Origin of the sequence: Bdellovibrio sp. HCB185ZH (assembly GCF_047302455.1) — a bacterium.
Classification (GTDB): domain Bacteria; phylum Bdellovibrionota; class Bdellovibrionia; order Bdellovibrionales; family Bdellovibrionaceae; genus Bdellovibrio.
Genome location: NZ_CP178624.1, coordinates 1,427,488 through 1,446,553 on the forward strand (window position 1 = coordinate 1,427,488; position 19,066 = coordinate 1,446,553).

Here is a 19,066-nt window from a genome sequence, read left to right on the forward strand (position 1 = left end):
GGTTTGATAGACTTAGTTTTAAAAGTCAGCACGGCCAGTGCGAAGCAAAACCGGACTGATGTTGAACATTAGATTTTGGGATAGTGTCGTTGGAAAGTAATCTTAAAGCAAATCGTCGATCAAAGATTTAATCTGCGAAAGCATATTGGGTTGTCCCAAAGGTTTGCTTCGGGCTTCGCGTTGGGCTTTGGCTTCTTTCACAGCTGCGGCCGCAGCTTCACCGCGCTGTTGTGGACGCTTTGCTTTTTTCTCGCGCAAAGTATCGGGTTTGAAAGTCGGTGCCCATTTGTCAGAAATGATATGACCCGCGCGAGCTTTCTGAGTGGCCGAGACGAATACTTCCTCCCCGCCATTCACCATCACAAAACGATACTGAATTTCGTGTTGGTATTTAAGCCACACTTCGGCGGTGTACTTGACAGACTTTTTTGTTTCAACAGCCTTTAAAGCAAAGCGCTGCTGAAAACCGTATTCATCGCTCACTTCGAAAAATACAGAATCACCGTCGTGAAGCACGACGGACAACAATTCCACATTGGTGACGACTTTATCACCAATGGGTTTTGTTGAATCTACGAATAAGGGATTAAGACTGCCTACGCCCACATTTCCACAGCAAGATTAGCTAAAGCCTGGCCTGCAGGATTTCTTGGCGAGTATTGAAGCATCGGTTTGTGATTGTGATGCGCTTCTTCAACCACGATGGAATCCGGGATGTAATTATTAAACACCGGGATCGTGTAGTTCGTGCGAAGATCATTGATGACTTTTTCCACGATCTTACGATTGCGGTATTTAGAAATGATAATTCCACGCACATCGATTTTATGACCCAAACCTTGATGGATGTTTTTCAACGTCTCAAGGATCAACTCGATACCTTTTAAAGAGAAATATTCTGGGCAAATTGGAATCACGATATCTTTAGAAGCGATCAACGCATTCACGGTCAAAAGACCCAATGAAGGAGAACAATCGATCACGATGATGTCGTATTGATCTTTGATCTCGGCCAAGCCTCGTTTCAAAATGCTCTCGCGACCGAATTTGGATGCCAGGATGATTTCGATACCGCTTAACATGATTTCTGATGGAATCACGTCAAAGCCAAAAGTTTCAGATGGCACAACAGCGTCTTGGGCAGCAAGCTCACCCGTTAGAACATCATAAATGGTGTTTTCAAAATCCATGTCGCCAAAGATGGAGCGAGTCGCAGAAGACTGCGGATCCAAATCAACCAGCAAAACTTTTTTGCCGTTGTGAGCCCATTGTGCAGCCACATTAATAGCTGTCGTAGTTTTAGCAACGCCGCCTTTTTGATTGATGAATGCTACGATTGATCCCATAAAAATCACCTCTTAATACGCAGTACTTTAGGCCAGCTTTAAATCAGATTGAAGGACAAGCGATTTGAGAGACGAATTTCAAGCCGAAGGTCTAGGTTTGCATACGTCCGAAATCCGGATTCTTGGAACTAAGATACGAAAACGTCCACTTCAACGTCTCAAATCGAATTAAACGCACTTTAAAGCAAATTCGGGGCTGGTATGGCTTGAGCAATACCCGGAGACAACTAACACATCCTAAAGGAGGATAAAATGAAATCTAAAGCAATCACTTCTACAATGTTCGGTATTTTGAGTATCCAAAATCTCTTGGCTACATCCGCACAAGCGGCATCCCCGGTACAACCTGAAGGCCAACAAGTAACTCAGGCTACTCAAAGTCACGTGCAGGTTAACACCATCATCCAAAAACGTATTGTAGGTTTCGACCCAAAGCAAGCAGTTGAAACGCTAACATACTTGTCTAACGTAGGTGTTCGCAGATTCGAAAATGATGGCTCCATCCAAATCCCAAAACATATGGTTGCAACACTAATGGATACAGCTTCCGTGGATAAAATTGAAGTTCGTATCCTAGGCAGCGACAAAGACAACGTTAAGATCAAGTTTGCGGCTCATGATCCAATGAAATTCGACCGTGCTCGTATCGAGGAAGCTAAAAAACTAGCTAAAGACTTCCAGTTAAGATGCGACATGGACGGCAAGATGATGATGTAACTATTCTCAAGGGCAGAGTCATGAAAACATTTGAATTATTACTATCTGATTTACAACTCCCATCTTCCAAAGAACTCATTGTATTAGTGAGACATGATTCTGCCTTTTCAGCAAAAACCCGTTATATCAAAACCCAAAGAGATGAATTCCAAAGCAGCAATATTCCTGTGGAATTCGGAACCTGGTCTTTTAATAGTCTCGAAACGAACTTTCCCGTTATTCAGGAGGCATGCAATCGTCTTAGGGAAAAATTAAAAATGAGAGTTCAGTGCAACGCATACTATACTCCTCCCTTTGCACAAGGTCTGCCTGTACACTACGACCTCCATGATGTTTTCGTGTTGCAAGTAGAAGGTTCCAAAAGATGGAAAGTATGGCCTTCATTCCGCAACAACGTTTCTGTTGATACTTTATTATTTGATGAAAAAGAAAACTTACCTAACTGGACAGAACTACAAACACCAAAAGATTTTGTGCTTGATAAAAATCAGACACTCTATCTGGTGAAGGGGGAGCCTCACGTAGCCATAACTACCGAGAAAGCTTCACTACATTTTTCTTTCGGAATCTACCATGACTAAAGAACAAACAGTATTAGACTTTCAAGCGATTCTAAACGAATTTCCCGAAATTAAATACGCATACTTCGCTGGCTCATTTAATACCGAGTTCTTCACCGAATCCTCCGATTTGGATCTGGTGATTGTTTGGTCAGAGCCGCCAACAATGAGGGATCGCCATAACTTGTTGAATTCCATGAGCGAAAAAACCGGTCAGTCCATCGAGTGGTCATTTTTTGATGAAGGTACACACATTGTGCGTGACGCTGTTAAACCCTCAAATCATAGAAAAATAGAAATTTACCATCATGATTTTCTAGGTTTTGAACACGCACTAAATAGCCTTTCGAATGAGGATGGTCTACATTTTAGCTTTTCCAACCGAGTGGTTTTGGTCGAAAATTCAGATGTAGAACTATTTATCGGTAGCTTTGTTAACGAAATAAAACCCATCGGCGCAGATCTTTATTTTGATATTATGTCTGATTTCAGCAGCTCAAAGCTTACCGCTAAAACCTTGAACAACATCATCCGACTTTTTTTAGAAAACAAACTTGGTAGTATTCCGTCGCAAAAACATTGGAGAAAGGCATCCTCTGCCATTCCGCTGATTGATGGTCTTAATGTCGAAAATCTGAAATTTTGGATTGAGCAAAACTTAGAACACTTAATGACCTGGGGAAATGTTCGTCCGGAAACAGCAGTTAGCAATGGGCAAATTGAACTTGCAAAAACTCAGTCTCTCCACACACAGCTGGTATTTGAGAAAGTTATGGCTCAAAAAGAACGACTTGCTGAGTTTCTCTCATGGCCAAAGAAAATAAATTCCTTGGCTGATCAGGAGAAATTCTCTCAGCTTGCTGAACATCAATGGAAACAGGGCAAAGCCTTTCACTTTCAGATTTTTTCAAACCATGACTTTGCTGGAGCGATCTCCATTCACTCTATGGATTTTGTTCAACGCTCATTTTCTTTAGGATATTGGATCGACCAAGCAAGCGAAGGTCAGGGGATAATTACAAAAAGTTTGTTTTTAATTTTTAAAGAGATGCAAAAAAAGGGCTGGAAAAAAGCTATTGTAAAAACGTCCGTTAGAAACCACCGATCTTCCCTCGTTGCTGAAAGAATTGGCATGACAATGGAGTTAGATGAAGGTGCTCACAAAACTTATTCTCTTATTTTGAGCACGGTTGGCTGAACAATATATTGCGAGAACGCGATAGCTGCGCCGCATTACTACCAAATCGTTAACAATTAGGTCTAAGAAATTAATGTAACGTACCCCAAAGTTAATTGGTCATACAAATGTGAAACATGTTAGCAATTGTAGCATGAAAAGCTTCAGCGAAACGATTCAAACACTGATGATGGAAGTCACCAAAGATCCTCATATCGAGTCTGCATGGCTGACTTCCATGGCGCACATGGAGCATCTTGCGGCAGAAACTATTCTCGGGAATATTTCCAACTCCACTCCACCTGAATTTTTAGAAGAGATTAAAGCGCACGCTGGTGATGAACACCGTCATCGTGATGTGATCTTAAGCATCCGCCCGTTCGCTGAACCTTTGAATCAAGCTTACCAGGATCTGCGCACACGTTTTTGCGATATCATTGAAACATTCATCATGGGTTATTTTGGTAATCCTGAATTGGTGAAAGCGAACAATCGTTTTGCGGCGTACGTTCATGGTGCGATCACGATTGAGCAGTTCCCGTTTCAAATTTACTCGGCCTATATTCCAAGCACGGGTTTTTCGCACATTCGTGAGGCGATGCAAATCGTCCTAAATGATGAGACAGCCCACATTCAACTGGGCAGAAAATTTCGCAATTCTTTATCTGAAGAAGACCGTCTATCCCTGCAACAGCTGCAAGGTATCGAAAAAGAAATGTGTCTGTTAATGGCAGAGCGTATGACGGATTTGATTCGTGAATTTCAATCCAAAGTCCGCGGACCGAGTGCTTCCGCGAAAGCAAGCCTGCGTTTAGCGTGGCTTTTGGGAGAGCGCCCTGCTGCAACCATCGCTTGGGTGCAAGCCTTGGGACACAGTGAATCCGCCGCTGCAGAACACATGCAACAAGAATTTATCTCTCGTGGATTAACACTGCCAGCACAAATGCCAGAACACGTGGAAGATGAAATGCGCCACGCGCGCATGCTTCACCGATCCGTGTTGCTTGATCGTCGTCGCTTGATGATGGTTGAGGGATACAAGGAGCTGGATCACCGCTTAAATCGTCAGCTGCAAAGATATCTGACTCGTTATTTCAGTGCCTTGGTTCGTGAAATCAAAGATCCCGATATGCTTTATCTGTATGGAGCTTGGGGTCTTGAGATGCGCGTGTTTAAACACTATAGCGACATCATCAAATGGACTGACAACGTGGGAGTGGCTCATACGATCACGATGATCCTTGAAGACGAAGCTATGCACACGCAAATGGTCAACACCGCTTTAAATGAACAGAGTCTGCTCAACCCTGAGATTTTGAAATTCGTTCGTCAAACCGAGGAAGAGATCTTTGAAAAGGTCGCAGAAAACACTATTGGGATTTTAATGGAGTTTGATCAAAGGGAAAATTTTGCTCCTCCATATAGACACGCGTATTTCGCGACATTAACTGCAAATACAACTGAGCTGAGTGAAAAATCTCCCGCGCTGATGGAGCTTCAATAATGGCAACGGCTTATATTTTCCCAGGCCTTAATGCCCTCATCCGCAAATCAGATCGCAATCGTTTTACTCACCTCCCGGAAGTTCAATCGTATTTCACTAAGGCAGAAGAGATCATTGCAAATCGCTTTGGTAAAAAGTTTTCCTTTAAGGAATTTTTGGAACTGCCAACAAAAGACATTTATTCCATTCAAAATATCAGCCTCGCTGCCGTTGCGATTTGTGCCATTCAAGCAGGCGTGGCTGAACGCATGCGTGAACAGCATGGAAGTCCTGACTGGGTGATGGGATGCTCTTTGGGAGATTTAGCGCGCGCTGTTTTTGCCGGGGCTTACACTTTTGAAGACGCCATTTACAATCACATTCACTTCACTCAAAGAATCGACGGGATTGATCAAATCGGTCGCAACATCGGTGTTCTTGCCCCCCGTGGGGAAGCCTTCACGCAAGAAGACTATAAGTGGTTTCAAGATGTCGCAGTGGATGTGTCCTGCCTGACTCCCCGATTTTTAAATGTGGGCGGCAGATACGGAGATCTTGGAAAAGTGGAAGAGCGTGCCAAAGAAAAAGGGTGGAATACAATGAACATCCTGGATTACCCTGCGCACTCTCGCTATATTTTGCCTTATGTTCGCGCGGTGGAAAGTGACTTTGCCGAAGTTCAAACTTTCCGCCCCAAGGTTCCGATTTTTTCGAGTTTAAGTGCCCAGCCCTTGGAAGATCCAAAAGTCATCAAAGAAGAATTTCTGTTAAGTATTACACGCACCATTCACTGGTCGACAGCGGTGCAAAAGTTGGTGAACGAAAAAGGTATCACTCGCTTTATCAACATTGGGCCATGCCGTAGTCTTTCGGGACTGATGCGTGATATTCCTGTCATTGTTGAAACTAAAGAAGCCTATGAGCTGCTAAATTAGAAATTTTTGAGATCGTTTGTCATACGACATTTCTAAAATTATACATGTGAAACCTAGAGGCGGCTCTATTGCTATGTGCAAAACATATCTATAGCGTTGTCCGCATGAATGTTGAAGACACTCTCACGGAATTTGAGAAAGACATAACCGCCCTGGTCTTTAAAGAAAACTACCCTTGTATCGCTGCTCTTAAAACTCTATCAACGGGCCAATACCGAACCGGTGTATTTGGCGCTTTGGGAGCCGGAGATCACAGCGGACGCTTGGCAAAAGATCTTTTGGCTTTGCGGGACGAACAGCAAAAGACCGGCTCTTTAGAGTTAAGTTATTTTGCGGTCTTTCCGGATTTAATAGATATGAATGAAGAGGATTTTGAAAAACGGCTGTGGAAAGAACTTTCTCATCTGACGGAAGTTCCCCATATCGATCAGTCCTGGGATCCAGCATTCAGTGATAATCCCGAAGATAAAAATTTCTGTTTTAGCCTTGGTGGCACCGCTTTCTTTGTAGTGGGAATGCACCAGAACAGCTCTCGCCTGTCACGTCGGACCCGCTATCCGACATTGGTGTTTAATGTCTACGAGCAGTTTAAAGAATTAGATCGTAGAAATCGTTATCAGCCCATGATTAAAGCCAATCGCAAAAGAGACATGCTGTTTCAAGGAGACGTAAATCCCATGAGCGAAAAGTATAATGATACGTGGGAAGCCATTCAGTTTTCCGGCAGAAACAACAGTGATGACTGGGTTTGTCCTTTTCATAAAGGAGCGCGCAAATAGATACTTTTATCATTCCACCCCAATCCGGTACTTCGTTTCTTTTAAAGAAAGATCAGTATTTAAAAGTCACTGATCCCATGGGGGAGCAGGTTTCGGATCTATTTTGTTTTAATGCTTCCGATCTTTCTGAAAGCCTTTCTGCGGGAAGATCGATTGATTACAACGACCGGATTTACTTAACCACCGGGCATAAGCTTTACTCCCAACGAAGCAATCCCCTTTTAGAAATTGTTGAAGATACTTGTGGAAGACATGATTTCCTAATGACCCCGTGCAGTCTTCGCATGTTTCAAATAGTCGCGGGTAACGAGGACTACCATCCCAGTTGTCATGAAAACTTATGTAACGCGTTTTCTAAACATCAGATAAATCCCGATCATATCTCTACAACTTTCAATATTTTTATGAATGTGACAGTCAGTCCCGAGGGAGAATTGGCAATTCTTCCTCCGGTATCAAGAGCTGGCGATCATATTGTGTTTAAGGCAATGACGGATTTGATCGTGGGCTTAACGGCGTGTTCGCATGAGGGTTCAAACAATGGCACGTTTAAACCCATTCACTATCAAATCAGATAATTTTTTTTGCAACATTTCTCGTCGACAGATTTCTTACGGCGGAGTCGGCAGGAGTCCTGTTTTCAAAATACGTTTCTTACTGGTATCCAAAAGTAAAAGTCCCAAAGGTGTTACCGCTAAATTGATTGAACGATATGTTGCCAGCTGCGACGGTAACACCCATCCCGCTGTGGATATCTGCTGAAAGCCTGGCGTTGGATGAGCCGCCCACACTTGAGCGACTTGACTGAGGGCCGAGGACTCGGCCGCGGCAAAGTAACTCCAACCGGTGCTTGTATCATAAACAGCATGAGTCCAATAGGAAACAGTCGGTGCACCTGGGAGCATAGCAAAGTTAATCACATCATAGATTCTTGGATTCGCAGACTCTGTCGTAACGGTGATTTTACGCAGTCTGTTTCCATCGAATACTAAAAGGTCGCCGTTCGCATCGGGCTGCATACCATAGATGTCACTTAAATAAGAACCCAATGCCAACTGGCCATGATCAGTCGCCACATAAGTTGCAGCTCCTGCTCCACCTGCAATCGGTTTAATTTTTCCTGTGGCACTGTCAGATTCAAAAATCCATAGATCTGTTTGGTCCGTCAAACTTGATGAGCCATAGAAATAAAGCTTTCCATTGGGCAGAAATGTTCCAAGTTTTCTTGCAGCCATCAGATTGTAACTGGTACCCGTCGTATTAAACACCCCTGCTCCGTAAGCGGGATAAGCGGAGGCCGTCGAAGTCGCCTGATAATAATAAGGACCGATAGCCAGCGTTTGCTCAACGGTTGCTGTCGCCCACGCGGAGAGATTGTAGGAGCTCCACAAATTCGCCGGAGTTCCCGCAATCTGAGAAAACGCCGCAATGCCGCCAGACGAAACAGTCAGTGAAGCATAAGCGGAACTGTTGCCGGCCGAACCATGGAATCCTGTCGAGATCGTGTCAATATATTCTGAACCCGGTGTTGTCGTATTGACATGCAAGCGACGCAAATGCCTTGGACCGCGCACGTAAAGGTTTTTACCCGTCGCTTCGTAAGCGATACTGGAAATTTGGGTGAACGCTGTTTTTCCCGGGTCAGTTCCATTTCCATAGGTGAAGAACGGAGTTCCCGCGACCGCGGAATTAGTAAAGACACCTTCGTCATCGACGACCTTATAAAGTTCATTGGTCGTTGTTGAAAAGGCATAAATAAAGTCCTTTGCCGCACCCAAGTAATAGATGGTCGACATGTTTTTATAATGCTTATCTAAATTAAAACTCGCAGACCATGTTTCGGTCGTGAAATCAAAGGAGGCAATCTTATTGCCTTCGTACTGAGCTCTAATACAATAAGCTTTATTGGGCTGCGATGCCATTTGCGTGCAACGATTAAAGAAGGAACCCCAGGTACCCGTCGTCATGCCCACTTGTGCGATTTTATATTTTCCGTAAGCGCCCTGCTGTTGCAGCTCAAAAGTGCTGCCATTGATTTGAATCCAGATTTTTTGTAAATCAGGTCGAACCAACGTCAAATAAAGATCTGAAGTGGGACATGGAATTGGTGACGCATCCGCCATCGTACCCACAGCCCCCAAGGTACCGCAGGCGCCTGGGTTTCCTAAAACCAGAACCGGATCTTTGTTTGCAGAGTTTAAATCAACCATGTAAAACGCTTCATTCGAGAAATAAAACAAATGCCCGGTCTTGACGTATCGTAAAGCTGACGCTTGTTCTTTATGTAAGACCGCACTGTTTGAAATGATTGTGGGTAATTGTTTGCTCCACAGAACGGTCTTGTCAGAAATGCGAATGCGCGCAACCAATGAACAAGCAAAACTAAATACCAGCATTTGATCTGACTCATTAATATCAAGAATCACCGGAGCAGTGAATTTTCCACCAGCAATATCGCAAGATGCCGAGTACGGTTCTCCCATCCAGGAAGTGACCAAACCCGTTTCTGGATTCACAGTCGAAATACTGTTAAATTTTGTGAAATACATTTTGTTCTGAGAATCCGCAAAGTAGCCAAAGGCCCCAAGTGAAACGTTCGCTGTTAAATCAGCGGCGTTGATGTGAACGCCGTCATTGAGATTACCAGGCTCACCGACAAGTACCGTCCACTTAGAATTTACTGCATTGGAAATTGCACTGGTGATGACGCCTGCCTCTGAAGTGCAGCTGACCAGAATCTTTAAGGGCATGGATGCGGAAATACTTTGGCCGGTCGAAGTGACGCCTGGCAAATTCCACGAATAAGAACCCGTGGTCGCACTTAAGTTATTGGGAAGATTTTCAGCAATCGTATGAAAGCTTACCCCATCATCGACCGTGTATTTGATTGAGCGAATTGGATTTGCTGCGAGTGGAATTGGACCTGCCCCCGGACTGCAGGACCACTGAATGGGTACAATACTGCTACCTGGTGTATAGGACTGCCCCCCAACTGGAGACGAAATCGCCATAATAGGTGGGTTGCCCAAATCCAGAGTTATTGAATCCGTCAGGGAATTACTCACTGTTCCTGCGGCGTTTCTCACCTGCGCATAGATAGTTTTAAGCCCCCCGGGATTTTTCAATGTCACAGTGCCATTTGCAGAATAGGGAACCCAAGACGCATCGGAGAAATCCGCGAGTTCCGAAAACCTCATCCCCGTGATTGCAGCAAAAGAAGAAGTGGCTGACAACTGGGTGGTTGTATATGCAAAACCAATGGTTGTCGCTCCATTGGCAATTGAAAACGAAGATAGCGTGACGACCCCCGAATCCACGATCCAGGAATATGTTAACGTTCTGATATTTCCGACTGTATCTGATGCTTTGATAACAAAACTATGGGAGCCTTGCGAAAGCGAACTAAAGGAGATCCCACTGGTACAAGCAGCATAGGGATCAGAATCAATCTTACACTCATAACCAGCAAAAGCTCCGCCGCCAGTTTCAGTGTTAGTAAAATTAAAAGTCGCTGATGTACTGGTAGTTGCGGCTGAAGGTTTTGAAGTCAGTTGAATTGTTGGCGCAGTTAAATCAACTGTCCATGAATAACTGAACTCCGCGGAACGATTGCCAGCGGAATCAATGGCGCGAATTTTATAGGTGTGGGTGTCTTGGGTAAGGCCCACCAGAGGCACAAGTGGGGTGCAACTGCTAAAGCTCCCGGCAGGATTCGTCACAGTTGTGTGCTGACATTCATAACCGACCACCGCCGAGATTGCATCCGTCGCTTCGAAATTAAACGAAGCCGTCGTTAAATTATTCAAAGCCGTCGGCATCTGGGACACCGTCAAAATGGGAGCGTCGGTATCAACAATCCAACTCACCGAGGATTCTTTGTGGGACTTTCCTGCTGTATCCAGGACCATGACTTTAAAAATGTGCAGACCTGAACTTAAACTTGAAAGCGATTCAGGGCTTCCACAGGAATACCAGTCGGCCCCGTCCAAAGAACATTTGTATACAGCCTTAGATGAAAGCGAAGATTCAAATTCAAATACTGCGCTATTGGATGCAGAATAACTTGCAGGCTTTAAAGTGAAAAATGCTTGAGAGGCGATGTCATTCAACGTCAGTTCAAGAGTACAAGACGAAAGCAACAAGAACAGCGATAGTCCCCAAAAGACTAAGACACGTTTGACTGTTTCATATACGTACAAAGAGTTGAAGGTGAACATGTACAGCGTATCGGCTTTTCATGAACACTATTAAGGATTCTTGAATTTCTTTGTTCGGTGATCCTCGGTGAACTTTTTGATAACGTCTCATCACCAAGCGAATATATGAAATGACGTCCTAATTGATACGATTGAATTCTTCCTGCACTTCATTTAGAAACAAAGTGAATTCAGCTTTGGCTTCGGCGATGACGTGATGATGAATGACGGGTTCAACTTCCTTACAACCCGTTTCGATGACTCCCAATTTCTGCGCAAGACTTTTTGCTCCCAAAGAGGCACATGTCGATTTCAAATTATGTGCATAGTAGTGAGTTTTTTTAACGTCCCCTTCAACCGAGGACTTCACTAAAGAATCCATTACAGGTTGCGCCGTTGTTAGAACAGCTTGCAACAACTGCTTGAAGAATCCCTCAGCACCCTCATTTTTTTCAAACTCGCGCAGTTCCTGCCAAACATTTTTATCGCAGACTTGGGAATTCATGATGCACTCTCTTTTATCGCGCGGCGAAGATCACTCGCGCTTTTAAGATTTTTAGTAACAATCTGGCATTCAATATGAAAACTGCCCTCTCCAGGAATCACATGGTAGTGACGAACTCTTAGATGAACCACCACGCCACTCAAGGTGACAGCGAAGTTACCTCCAGGGGCGATATGAAATGGGCAGATCAAAGTCACGTCATTCTCGTCCATCTTGATAATCTTCACTTCAGATTTTACTGAAAGAGTTCCTATGCCGTCTCGTCTGCCTAAAAAATTCAAAGGCGAAACATAGCGCGAACTCAAAATAGAACGAGCTTTCGAGCGGAAGATCAAATCATCAATGGGCTTAGTGATATAATCGTGGGCTCCTTGTTCAAAGAGCTTAGCCACAGTTTCCTCACTCCGATCCCCTGTGACCACAAGTACTGGAACACCAGGCTTATGGGCTTTGATATAAGCCAGAACTTCTTCCCCGGACCCGTCTTGCAGGACAAGGTCCAAGATAACTAATTTGGGTTCTGTTTTAGAAATCGTTTCGATCGATTCTTTGACCGTGGGATAACTTAAAATTTCCACGTCTTGAGTTTGTGCACGCAGATAGCTTGAGATCAGGTGAACCTGATCTGGAGCATCTTCAACAATAATGACTAAGGATTTATCTGATTTCAAAAGCTTCTCCCCAGATTCGCACTACGAATCCACAAGCGAATTTTCTGAAAATCAGGCTCGGTCCAACCACTCACCTGCACGAAATTGCGAATCGGATAAAGACCACCCGTGGGACTTTTCTCGTAATTTAAGAAAGTGATCTTTGGGGGATGACTGACATCAATGCCTTCAAAGAAAGGACTGGTGACCTTGGCAAAAGAAAGCGGATCAGCGTTAGCAATTATACTGCCTAAGCAAAGCCCCGTTTCACTGATCGCAACAATTTGCATATCAAAAGTTGCTTCGACTGTGACCGGAGCTTTTTCTGCTTCCAGCTTATAAATGCCTTCTTTGAGTCGATGAATCCACGAGGTTATTTTCTTATCTAGAATGGAAGCGTTAGACGGTTTAATGACGTAATCATACACCCCCTGCTGCAGAGAATTTTTCACGGTATTTTCATCATCAGAACCCGTCAACATCACTGCGGGGATGAAGGCAAAGGAACCCTTTCGCACTTCGCTTAACCAATCAAGACCACTGGTTTCAGGGCCTAAATTAATATCCACGATCAAGAGATGGGGAAGAACCTCATCGAGTCGCGCCGTTGCTTCTTCGGCAGTGAGGGCGTGATAACATTTGAAGCCACGATTTTCCAGCATGGTCTTTAAAACCATGGTGCTGCCGATCTGGTCGTCGACAATCAAGGCACAAAATTGTTGGTTCGAATTCATAATGTGTTACCTCGGTGTACCTATCATCTGATCGGTATAACTCACGACCTTTTCAAGTTTTCTTGAACAGTCGTCTCATTTCGAGGCATGGGAAGAATTCTTATTTAACTGGCTTCTTGGCAATAGAAAGAAAGTAAGCGTTTTCGCTTTTTTTGGTGGCTCGTACTTTCTTAGCAGCTTTGGGTTTTGACTTCGTCGCATCGCTTTTAGCTTTGGGACCATCGAATTTAACGGGAAGACCCAGAAGCGGATTGTGCTTAGCGATTTCACGCATCAGTTGCTTTACTTGATCTTCGAAATCTTCATTTTCGGCAGGGATATAGAGCCAATCTTTATTTGCCGGATGATTTTCCAAAAAAAGGTACTTTAAGAAAAATGCATTCTGCGCCTTTTTCTCGACCGGAATGATGCAGCCATTATAGAGTTCAAAAGGGTAGCTTACCCCTTTATGCTCATACAAACCTTTGCGTTCAACCAGGATCAAGACCAGCTTCATATCCAGATAATAAGCCATGCCCCCATGCTTAGGAGCGGCGTCGTATCCCGGAGGCAAAAGCTCCTCGATCCAGAGTAAGTTGTTAAGTGGGCTATCTTCAAACATCGTCATCATTTTAATACATAAGCTCGAGAAATGCGCAATGAAATTGGCCGCTGTAAAGGGACATGCTACCCTTTCTAAACAACCTATCATTTTTGGGAGTTTACATGAAATTCAGCCTGGCTGTTGCCTCTTTGATAACAGTGATGAGTATTGCGAGCTTTGCGGAAGAAACGGCTTCACAAAATACGAAAACAAAAACCCCTGTCTCCTACGAACAGACTATGAAAAATTACGCGAACAAAACCAAGGAAGTTCAAAAAGATCTGGATAAGGCTGCGAAAGAGCGCCAAAAGCAACTTGAGGCCACCGATAAGGCGCTGGATTCCAATTAAAAGAGAGTCTCAACTCCTGATTCCCTCTTTGAGACGGATACTCTCAGTTTCAATTTTTAGCCTATAAAAACATCGTCTTTTGTCGAGGAAAGCCGATGAGATAAATGCAGCATTTGAGGAGCTTCATGAGTTTTCTAAAATATGCATTTTATCCACTCACCATTGTGCTTTCCTTTGCGTTCTTTGCGCTGACGGCTTCGTTTATTCCTTCACTGCCTGTTAGAACTTTACTGAGCGTTGCTTTTGGCTCTTCACTGATCTGGGTTGCAGAATACTGGATGCCTTTTAAAAAGGAATGGGTGGGTTTTGATAAGCAGGCAAAGCTTGATGGCATGTACCTATTCGGAGTGCACGCATTTTTAGGCCGCCTGGTTGAAGCGGGCGCGCTCGCATTTATCATCTATCTTCAGCAACAAGGTATTTTTCCAACAGGAGCGTTATGGCCAAATGAGTGGCCTTTGATTCCGCAAGTGATTTGCCTGATTTTCTTAAGTGAATTTTTCCGTTATTGGCTGCACCGTGCTTGCCACGAAATTCCCTTTATGTGGAGCATCCATGCCGTCCACCACAGCCCATTGAAACTATATTGGTGGAACGTGGGTCGCTTTCATCCGATTGAAAAAGTGTCGCAGCTTTGTTTTGAATCGATTCTATTTTTGTTTTTGGGAGTGAGTCCCCTTGCGATGTCTGTTTATTTCATTTTTTATTCCGTGAATGGCTTTTTCCAGCACTGCAATATTGATATTAAGCTTGGTTGGTTGAACAGAATAATTTCAGGACCGGAGCTTCACCGCTATCACCACTCCTATGAAATTCATGAGTCGAATAATAACTATGGCAATAAAACCAGTATCTATGATCAGGTTTTTGGAACCTACTATTTACCAGATCTAAAGGGCCCGGCACGATACGGTTTACAAAACCCCAATTACCCGCAAAACTTTATCGATCAAATGCGTGCCCCCTTTATCAAGGGATTGGATAAAAAAGGTTTCATCCGCCGTCCGGCATTGTTGCAAAACTTTTTTCAGGCGTTGATTAGATTTTCAGTTCACCATCGTGGCAGCAAGCTGCAAAAATTATATTTTCAAGCCGGAAAAAATCTGCGCCAAACTCAAGAGCAAGTTTTGCTTAAGATTCTTGCTGCTAATGGCACTACAGAGTTTTTGATGCAGAAAAATTCTGTTCACATCAAATCTATTGAAGACTTTCAGAAATCATTTCCTTTGGCCGAGTATGAAGCCTTCCGCCCGCACTTTGAAAAACAAGACCAGCAGAGCCAGTGGGGCTTAATCACGCCGAAGCCGCTGTTTTATACGCAAACCAGTGGCTCCACTAGTCAGCCTAAATTAATTCCGATCTTAAGCTCGACGCTTGAAAGTTATCGCAAAACCCAAGCACTGTGGTTGTATCATGCTCATTTGATGGAGCCGAGATTCACAGAAGGAAAGTTTTTAGTTTTCTCGGGCCAAAAAGTTGAAAAGGTTCAACCCTCGGGCTTGGAAGTGGGTGCGACGACCGCACATATCTATGCAAGTCTTCCTAGCTGGCTTACAAATATGTATGTCGTCCCCTACTCCATCTATGGAGTTGAAGATTCAACTTTAAAATATCTGTCGATTTTACGGCTGGTGTTAAGTCAGCGTGATATCACCTTCGTAGTCGCAGCGAACCCCTCGACACTTTTAAAAATCGAAGAACTTGCCAACACCCATTTTGATTCCTTGATTCAGGATTTAGAGCGCGGTGGATTTTCACAACTGGGCAGCCTTCCTGAGGCTGAACAAGCAGAAATATCTGAGCGTTGTACGGTCGATATTGAGCGCGCCTTGCACTTACGTGAAATTAAAGCTCGCGAAGGAAAAATCTTACTTAAACATCTTTTGCCGAATACTCGCTTAGTGGGTTGCTGGCAAGGTGGCAGCTGCCGCTTAGCTTATGAAAAACTAAAGAAAAGCTTTGCAGAAAATGTGCAATACAAAGACGTGGGGTATGTGGCTTCTGAAGGTCGGATGGCTGTACCAATGCCTCACGACGAGGGCGAGCTTCCGTCGTTATTTGAATACTTCTTTGAGTTTCAAGAAGTCGATGCTGAGGGCGACCCAAAACCAGATGTTTTAACCATGGACCAGCTGCAAGTGGGAAAAGAGTATTTGATTATTATTACGACGCCAGCGGGACTTTATCGCTATCATATGAATGACATCATTGCCGTCACGGGCATGCATGAAAACATTCCTTTGATCAAATTCAAACGCAAAGGCTCGGGTGTTACCAGTATCACCGGTGAAAAGCTTTACGAAAATCAATTTTTAGAAGCGGTGTCCTTGGTAAATAAAAAGTACCACCTTCATTTAGAAATGATGATGATCGCCCACGAGGAGAAATCTCATTATATTGTATTCTGTGAATCAGAATTGAGCCGTGAACGCCTGCGAGAAGTTGAAAAAGCTTTGGACGAGGCCTTATGCGCTCAGAACATGGAGTATCAGTCAAAAAGGGAATCCTTGCGCCTGGGACCTTGCCAAATCCGCTGTATGAAAAAAGGTTTTTTCCATGAGTTTGGTCATCAAGAAATCACTTTGAAAAACATCCGCGAAGCCCAGTGGAAACTAAAAGCCTTAAACACCTTTACGAACTTCGTCAAAATTCTTCCTAATTGGCAAGAGTGGCAACGTCATGAGTAGGGAACTAAGATTTGCGATGGACGAGATTCCATTTAAAATTAAATTTTCCCATGCCACCTTTGAGCGTGAGGCATCGAGCACTTTGTGGGTGACATTAAAATCGAACGGTGTGGAAGGCCTGGGCGAGTCCTGTCCCCGCCCCTATGTGACGGGTGAAACCACAGAGACTGTTACCGAGTTCTTTAGAGACCCTCGCGCACAAAAGTTTGCTGATGCGAGCTCACCAGAAGAATTAAGTCGCTTCATTTCAGAAGAGCGCAGGTGGCTTGACCAAAATCCCAGTGCTTTTTGCGCCTTGGAGCTCGCATGGTGGGATCTTTACGGTAAAATTAAAAATCAATCTGTCGAAAACTTTTTTCCGGGAGCAGTTCGCCGTGTAAGACCTCACAACACGATGGTCATTGGCTTAGGGACACCTAAGAAAATGCTTAAAACTTATTTGCGGGGTTTATTCTTAGGCTTTCGTGATTTTAAAATCAAAGTCTCGCCTAATTCTGTCAAACAGTTGATTCAATTCTTAAACCATCCGACCCTCTCCGCCACAAAATTTTTGATTCCCAAAATCCGCTTGGATGCAAACAACTCCTTTGCCTCCTATAAGGATCTGCAATCGGTCTTATCTCAGATTCCATTTGAAATTTGGGCCATTGAAGAGCCCTTTGCGGTTGATAATCATGAAGCGCAAACTGAATTCTTAGAAAAATCCAAAAGCCTTTTAATTTTGGATGAGTCCTTTATCACGGTCGCAGGCTTAGAGAAATATCGAACGTACTTTTCACGCATCTGCCTCAACGTGCGCATTTCAAAATTAGGTGGTTTGATGAGGACTCAGGAAGCTTTGGTCTTTGCACAGAAAAATAAAATCTTGTGGGGCTTAGGTTGCCAAGTCGGAGAAACCTCTCTGCTTGCGCGCGCGGGACTTTTAATTCTGCATAAGAATGCGCACCGCCCGCTGTTCTGGGAAGGTGCTTTTTCAGACCATCTTTTAAGTTATGATCCATTCACTCCTAAGATTAAACTGGGTCCGTGGGGTAAACTTTCAGGTGAAGCAAAATTAAAAGGGCCCGGCTTAAACCTGACGCCTCTTAAAGACCATTTCAAAAAATTCTTTCCCTAGATAAATACTTAACGGCGATCCACGAGCTTTAAAAGCGGCCCTGTCATAAACGTGGTTACGAGAGCCATAATCACCAGCATCGTGAACAGGGTCGGGGTCAAAACTCCGATGGAAAGACCAATATTTAAAACGATCAACTCCACCAGTCCCCGTGTGTTCATTAAAAGACCTAATACCGCAGAATCCTTGGTGGAGTTTCCGGAAATCTTGGCGGCCGCGAAGGCTCCCCCAAACTTTCCCAAAATCGCTAGAGCGGTAATAACTAAACATAGCATCCAGTGCTCAGTGCCCGTGATTAAGCCCAGTTGGGTTTTGACACCCGTTAAAGCAAAAAATGCTGGCAAAAATAAAATCGCCACAAAATCTTGCAAACGGTCTGTTGTGTCCTTAGCAATCAAGCTGTTATGGGGAATAATCGCACCAAACATAAAGGCACCGAAGAAAGCATGAATACCGATTAAATCCGTCAGCGTGGCTGAGCCCATGGCTCCCAAAACTGCAACCGCGAGCAAAGCTTGCGGCAATCTTTCCGAGGACTTTTCTAAACGTGGTAAAAACTTTTCGATCAAAGGACGAACGATAAGGACCATCGCTATAACATAAATAATCGTCAAAATGATCGTACTCGCGGCTCCCCCCATAGAGGCGCCCAATAATCCAGTCACCACGGCAACCAAACACCACGCCGTAATATCATCAATCGCCGCACAAGTAAGGGCCAAATCTCCCAAACGAGTTTTGTGCAGATGAGAGTCCGCCAGGATTCGGGCGAGGACAGGAAATGCTGTGATCGATAAAGACACACCGATGAACAGGGAAAACTCGAGATGACCGATACCCACCGGCGCGTATCCAGAATAAATCTGATAAGCCAACGCAAGACCTAGCGCAAAGGGCACAAGGATACTCATTTGCGAAATCAGCACCGCTGACTTAGCCGACTGACGCAAACGCGGCAGATCCATTTCAAGTCCCATCACAAACAAATAAAGCGTGATACCGACTTCAGCGATATTTTTAAGGAATACCATGGCTTCCGGATGAAATACAGACTCAGTAAACCCTGGAAAAAAGTAACCCACGACCGAGGGACCCAGAATAATTCCGCCCAGAACTTCGCCCATGACAGAGGGTTGACCCAGTTTGCGGAAAACCATTCCAAAGAAACGCGCAACAGAGATAACAATCACCAGGGTCAAAAAGCTTGGTACTAAATGTGGCATGGCTGGATAGTACATGTTAGTGTT

Annotated in this window: 18 protein-coding genes; 10 read left to right on the forward strand and 8 right to left on the reverse strand. The window is 44.2% G+C overall.

What is annotated here, in order from left to right:
- Window positions 1–102 precede the first annotated feature (102 nt).
- Together ACLSU7_RS06990 and ACLSU7_RS06995 are read right to left on the reverse strand one after the other, a co-directional pair.
- Window positions 103–606, reverse strand: coding sequence for a hypothetical protein (locus ACLSU7_RS06990; protein ID WP_413294840.1), 504 nt, complete (start codon window positions 604–606; stop codon window positions 103–105).
- On the reverse strand, window positions 597–1,346 hold the full coding sequence (locus ACLSU7_RS06995) for a ParA family protein (protein WP_181606485.1): 750 nt from the start codon (window positions 1,344–1,346) through the stop codon (window positions 597–599). The genes ACLSU7_RS06990 and ACLSU7_RS06995 overlap by 10 nt, the downstream gene beginning before the upstream one ends.
- A 252-nt stretch (window positions 1,347–1,598) precedes the next feature.
- Here ACLSU7_RS06995 and ACLSU7_RS07000 point away from each other — a divergent pair, with 252 nt between their 5' ends.
- The 7 genes from ACLSU7_RS07000 to ACLSU7_RS07030 all read left to right on the forward strand — a co-directional run bounded on the left by ACLSU7_RS07000 (window position 1,599) and on the right by ACLSU7_RS07030 (window position 7,575).
- Window positions 1,599–2,063 (forward strand): hypothetical protein, encoded by a 465-nt coding sequence (locus tag ACLSU7_RS07000; RefSeq protein WP_413294841.1) that lies wholly within the window; start codon window positions 1,599–1,601, stop codon window positions 2,061–2,063.
- 20 nt (window positions 2,064–2,083) lie between these two features.
- Window positions 2,084–2,644, forward strand: a complete 561-nt coding sequence (locus ACLSU7_RS07005; RefSeq protein WP_413294842.1) for a JmjC domain-containing protein — start codon at window positions 2,084–2,086, stop codon at window positions 2,642–2,644.
- Window positions 2,637–3,821, forward strand: coding sequence for a GNAT family N-acetyltransferase (locus ACLSU7_RS07010; RefSeq protein WP_413294843.1), 1,185 nt, complete (start codon window positions 2,637–2,639; stop codon window positions 3,819–3,821). The genes ACLSU7_RS07005 and ACLSU7_RS07010 overlap by 8 nt, the downstream gene beginning before the upstream one ends.
- Before the next feature lie 133 nt (window positions 3,822–3,954).
- On the forward strand, window positions 3,955–5,304 hold the full coding sequence (locus ACLSU7_RS07015) for a ferritin-like domain-containing protein (RefSeq protein WP_413294844.1): 1,350 nt from the start codon (window positions 3,955–3,957) through the stop codon (window positions 5,302–5,304).
- Window positions 5,304–6,218 (forward strand): acyltransferase domain-containing protein, encoded by a 915-nt coding sequence (locus ACLSU7_RS07020; protein WP_413294845.1) that lies wholly within the window; start codon window positions 5,304–5,306, stop codon window positions 6,216–6,218. Before ACLSU7_RS07015 ends, ACLSU7_RS07020 begins: the two co-directional genes overlap by 1 nt.
- Window positions 6,219–6,286: 68 nt before the next feature.
- Window positions 6,287–6,997, forward strand: coding sequence for a guanitoxin biosynthesis heme-dependent pre-guanitoxin N-hydroxylase GntA (gntA, locus tag ACLSU7_RS07025; RefSeq protein WP_413294846.1), 711 nt, complete (start codon window positions 6,287–6,289; stop codon window positions 6,995–6,997).
- 11 nt (window positions 6,998–7,008) lie between these two features.
- Entirely contained in the window at window positions 7,009–7,575 is a 567-nt protein-coding gene (locus tag ACLSU7_RS07030) for a DUF1989 domain-containing protein (protein ID WP_413295383.1), read from the forward strand.
- A gap of 33 nt (window positions 7,576–7,608) precedes the next feature.
- On the opposite strand, the gene ACLSU7_RS07035 is transcribed toward ACLSU7_RS07030, so the two are convergent.
- The 5 genes from ACLSU7_RS07035 to ACLSU7_RS07055 all read right to left on the reverse strand — a co-directional run bounded on the left by ACLSU7_RS07035 (window position 7,609) and on the right by ACLSU7_RS07055 (window position 13,683).
- Window positions 7,609–11,214, reverse strand: coding sequence for a hemagglutinin (locus tag ACLSU7_RS07035; RefSeq protein WP_413294847.1), 3,606 nt, complete (start codon window positions 11,212–11,214; stop codon window positions 7,609–7,611).
- A gap of 118 nt (window positions 11,215–11,332) precedes the next feature.
- Entirely contained in the window at window positions 11,333–11,698 is a 366-nt protein-coding gene (locus ACLSU7_RS07040) for an Hpt domain-containing protein (protein ID WP_413294848.1), read from the reverse strand.
- Window positions 11,695–12,369: a response regulator gene (locus tag ACLSU7_RS07045; protein WP_413294849.1), complete on the reverse strand. Its 675-nt coding sequence runs from the start codon at window positions 12,367–12,369 to the stop codon at window positions 11,695–11,697. The genes ACLSU7_RS07040 and ACLSU7_RS07045 overlap by 4 nt, the downstream gene beginning before the upstream one ends.
- On the reverse strand, window positions 12,366–13,082 hold the full coding sequence (locus tag ACLSU7_RS07050) for a response regulator (RefSeq protein ID WP_413294850.1): 717 nt from the start codon (window positions 13,080–13,082) through the stop codon (window positions 12,366–12,368). Before ACLSU7_RS07050 ends, ACLSU7_RS07045 begins: the two co-directional genes overlap by 4 nt.
- A 100-nt stretch (window positions 13,083–13,182) precedes the next feature.
- On the reverse strand, window positions 13,183–13,683 hold the full coding sequence (locus ACLSU7_RS07055) for a hypothetical protein (RefSeq protein ID WP_413294851.1): 501 nt from the start codon (window positions 13,681–13,683) through the stop codon (window positions 13,183–13,185).
- 104 nt (window positions 13,684–13,787) lie between these two features.
- Between ACLSU7_RS07055 and ACLSU7_RS07060 the strand changes: the two genes are divergently transcribed.
- The 3 genes from ACLSU7_RS07060 (at window position 13,788) to ACLSU7_RS07070 (ending at window position 17,819) form a co-directional block, all read left to right on the forward strand.
- A complete protein-coding gene (locus ACLSU7_RS07060) occupies window positions 13,788–14,015 on the forward strand; it encodes a hypothetical protein (RefSeq protein WP_413294852.1) in 228 nt (75 codons plus the stop codon).
- 125 nt (window positions 14,016–14,140) lie between these two features.
- Window positions 14,141–16,702 (forward strand): GH3 auxin-responsive promoter family protein, encoded by a 2,562-nt coding sequence (locus tag ACLSU7_RS07065; RefSeq protein WP_413294853.1) that lies wholly within the window; start codon window positions 14,141–14,143, stop codon window positions 16,700–16,702.
- The gene (locus tag ACLSU7_RS07070) at window positions 16,695–17,819 is read left to right on the forward strand and encodes an enolase C-terminal domain-like protein (RefSeq protein ID WP_413294854.1); all 1,125 of its coding nucleotides are present in this window, start codon (window positions 16,695–16,697) and stop codon (window positions 17,817–17,819) included. Before ACLSU7_RS07065 ends, ACLSU7_RS07070 begins: the two co-directional genes overlap by 8 nt.
- 8 nt (window positions 17,820–17,827) lie before the next feature.
- Here the strand turns inward: ACLSU7_RS07070 and ACLSU7_RS07075 are convergent, their stop codons facing one another.
- Window positions 17,828–19,042, reverse strand: coding sequence for a cation:proton antiporter (locus ACLSU7_RS07075; RefSeq protein WP_413294855.1), 1,215 nt, complete (start codon window positions 19,040–19,042; stop codon window positions 17,828–17,830).
- Window positions 19,043–19,066 lie beyond the last annotated feature (24 nt).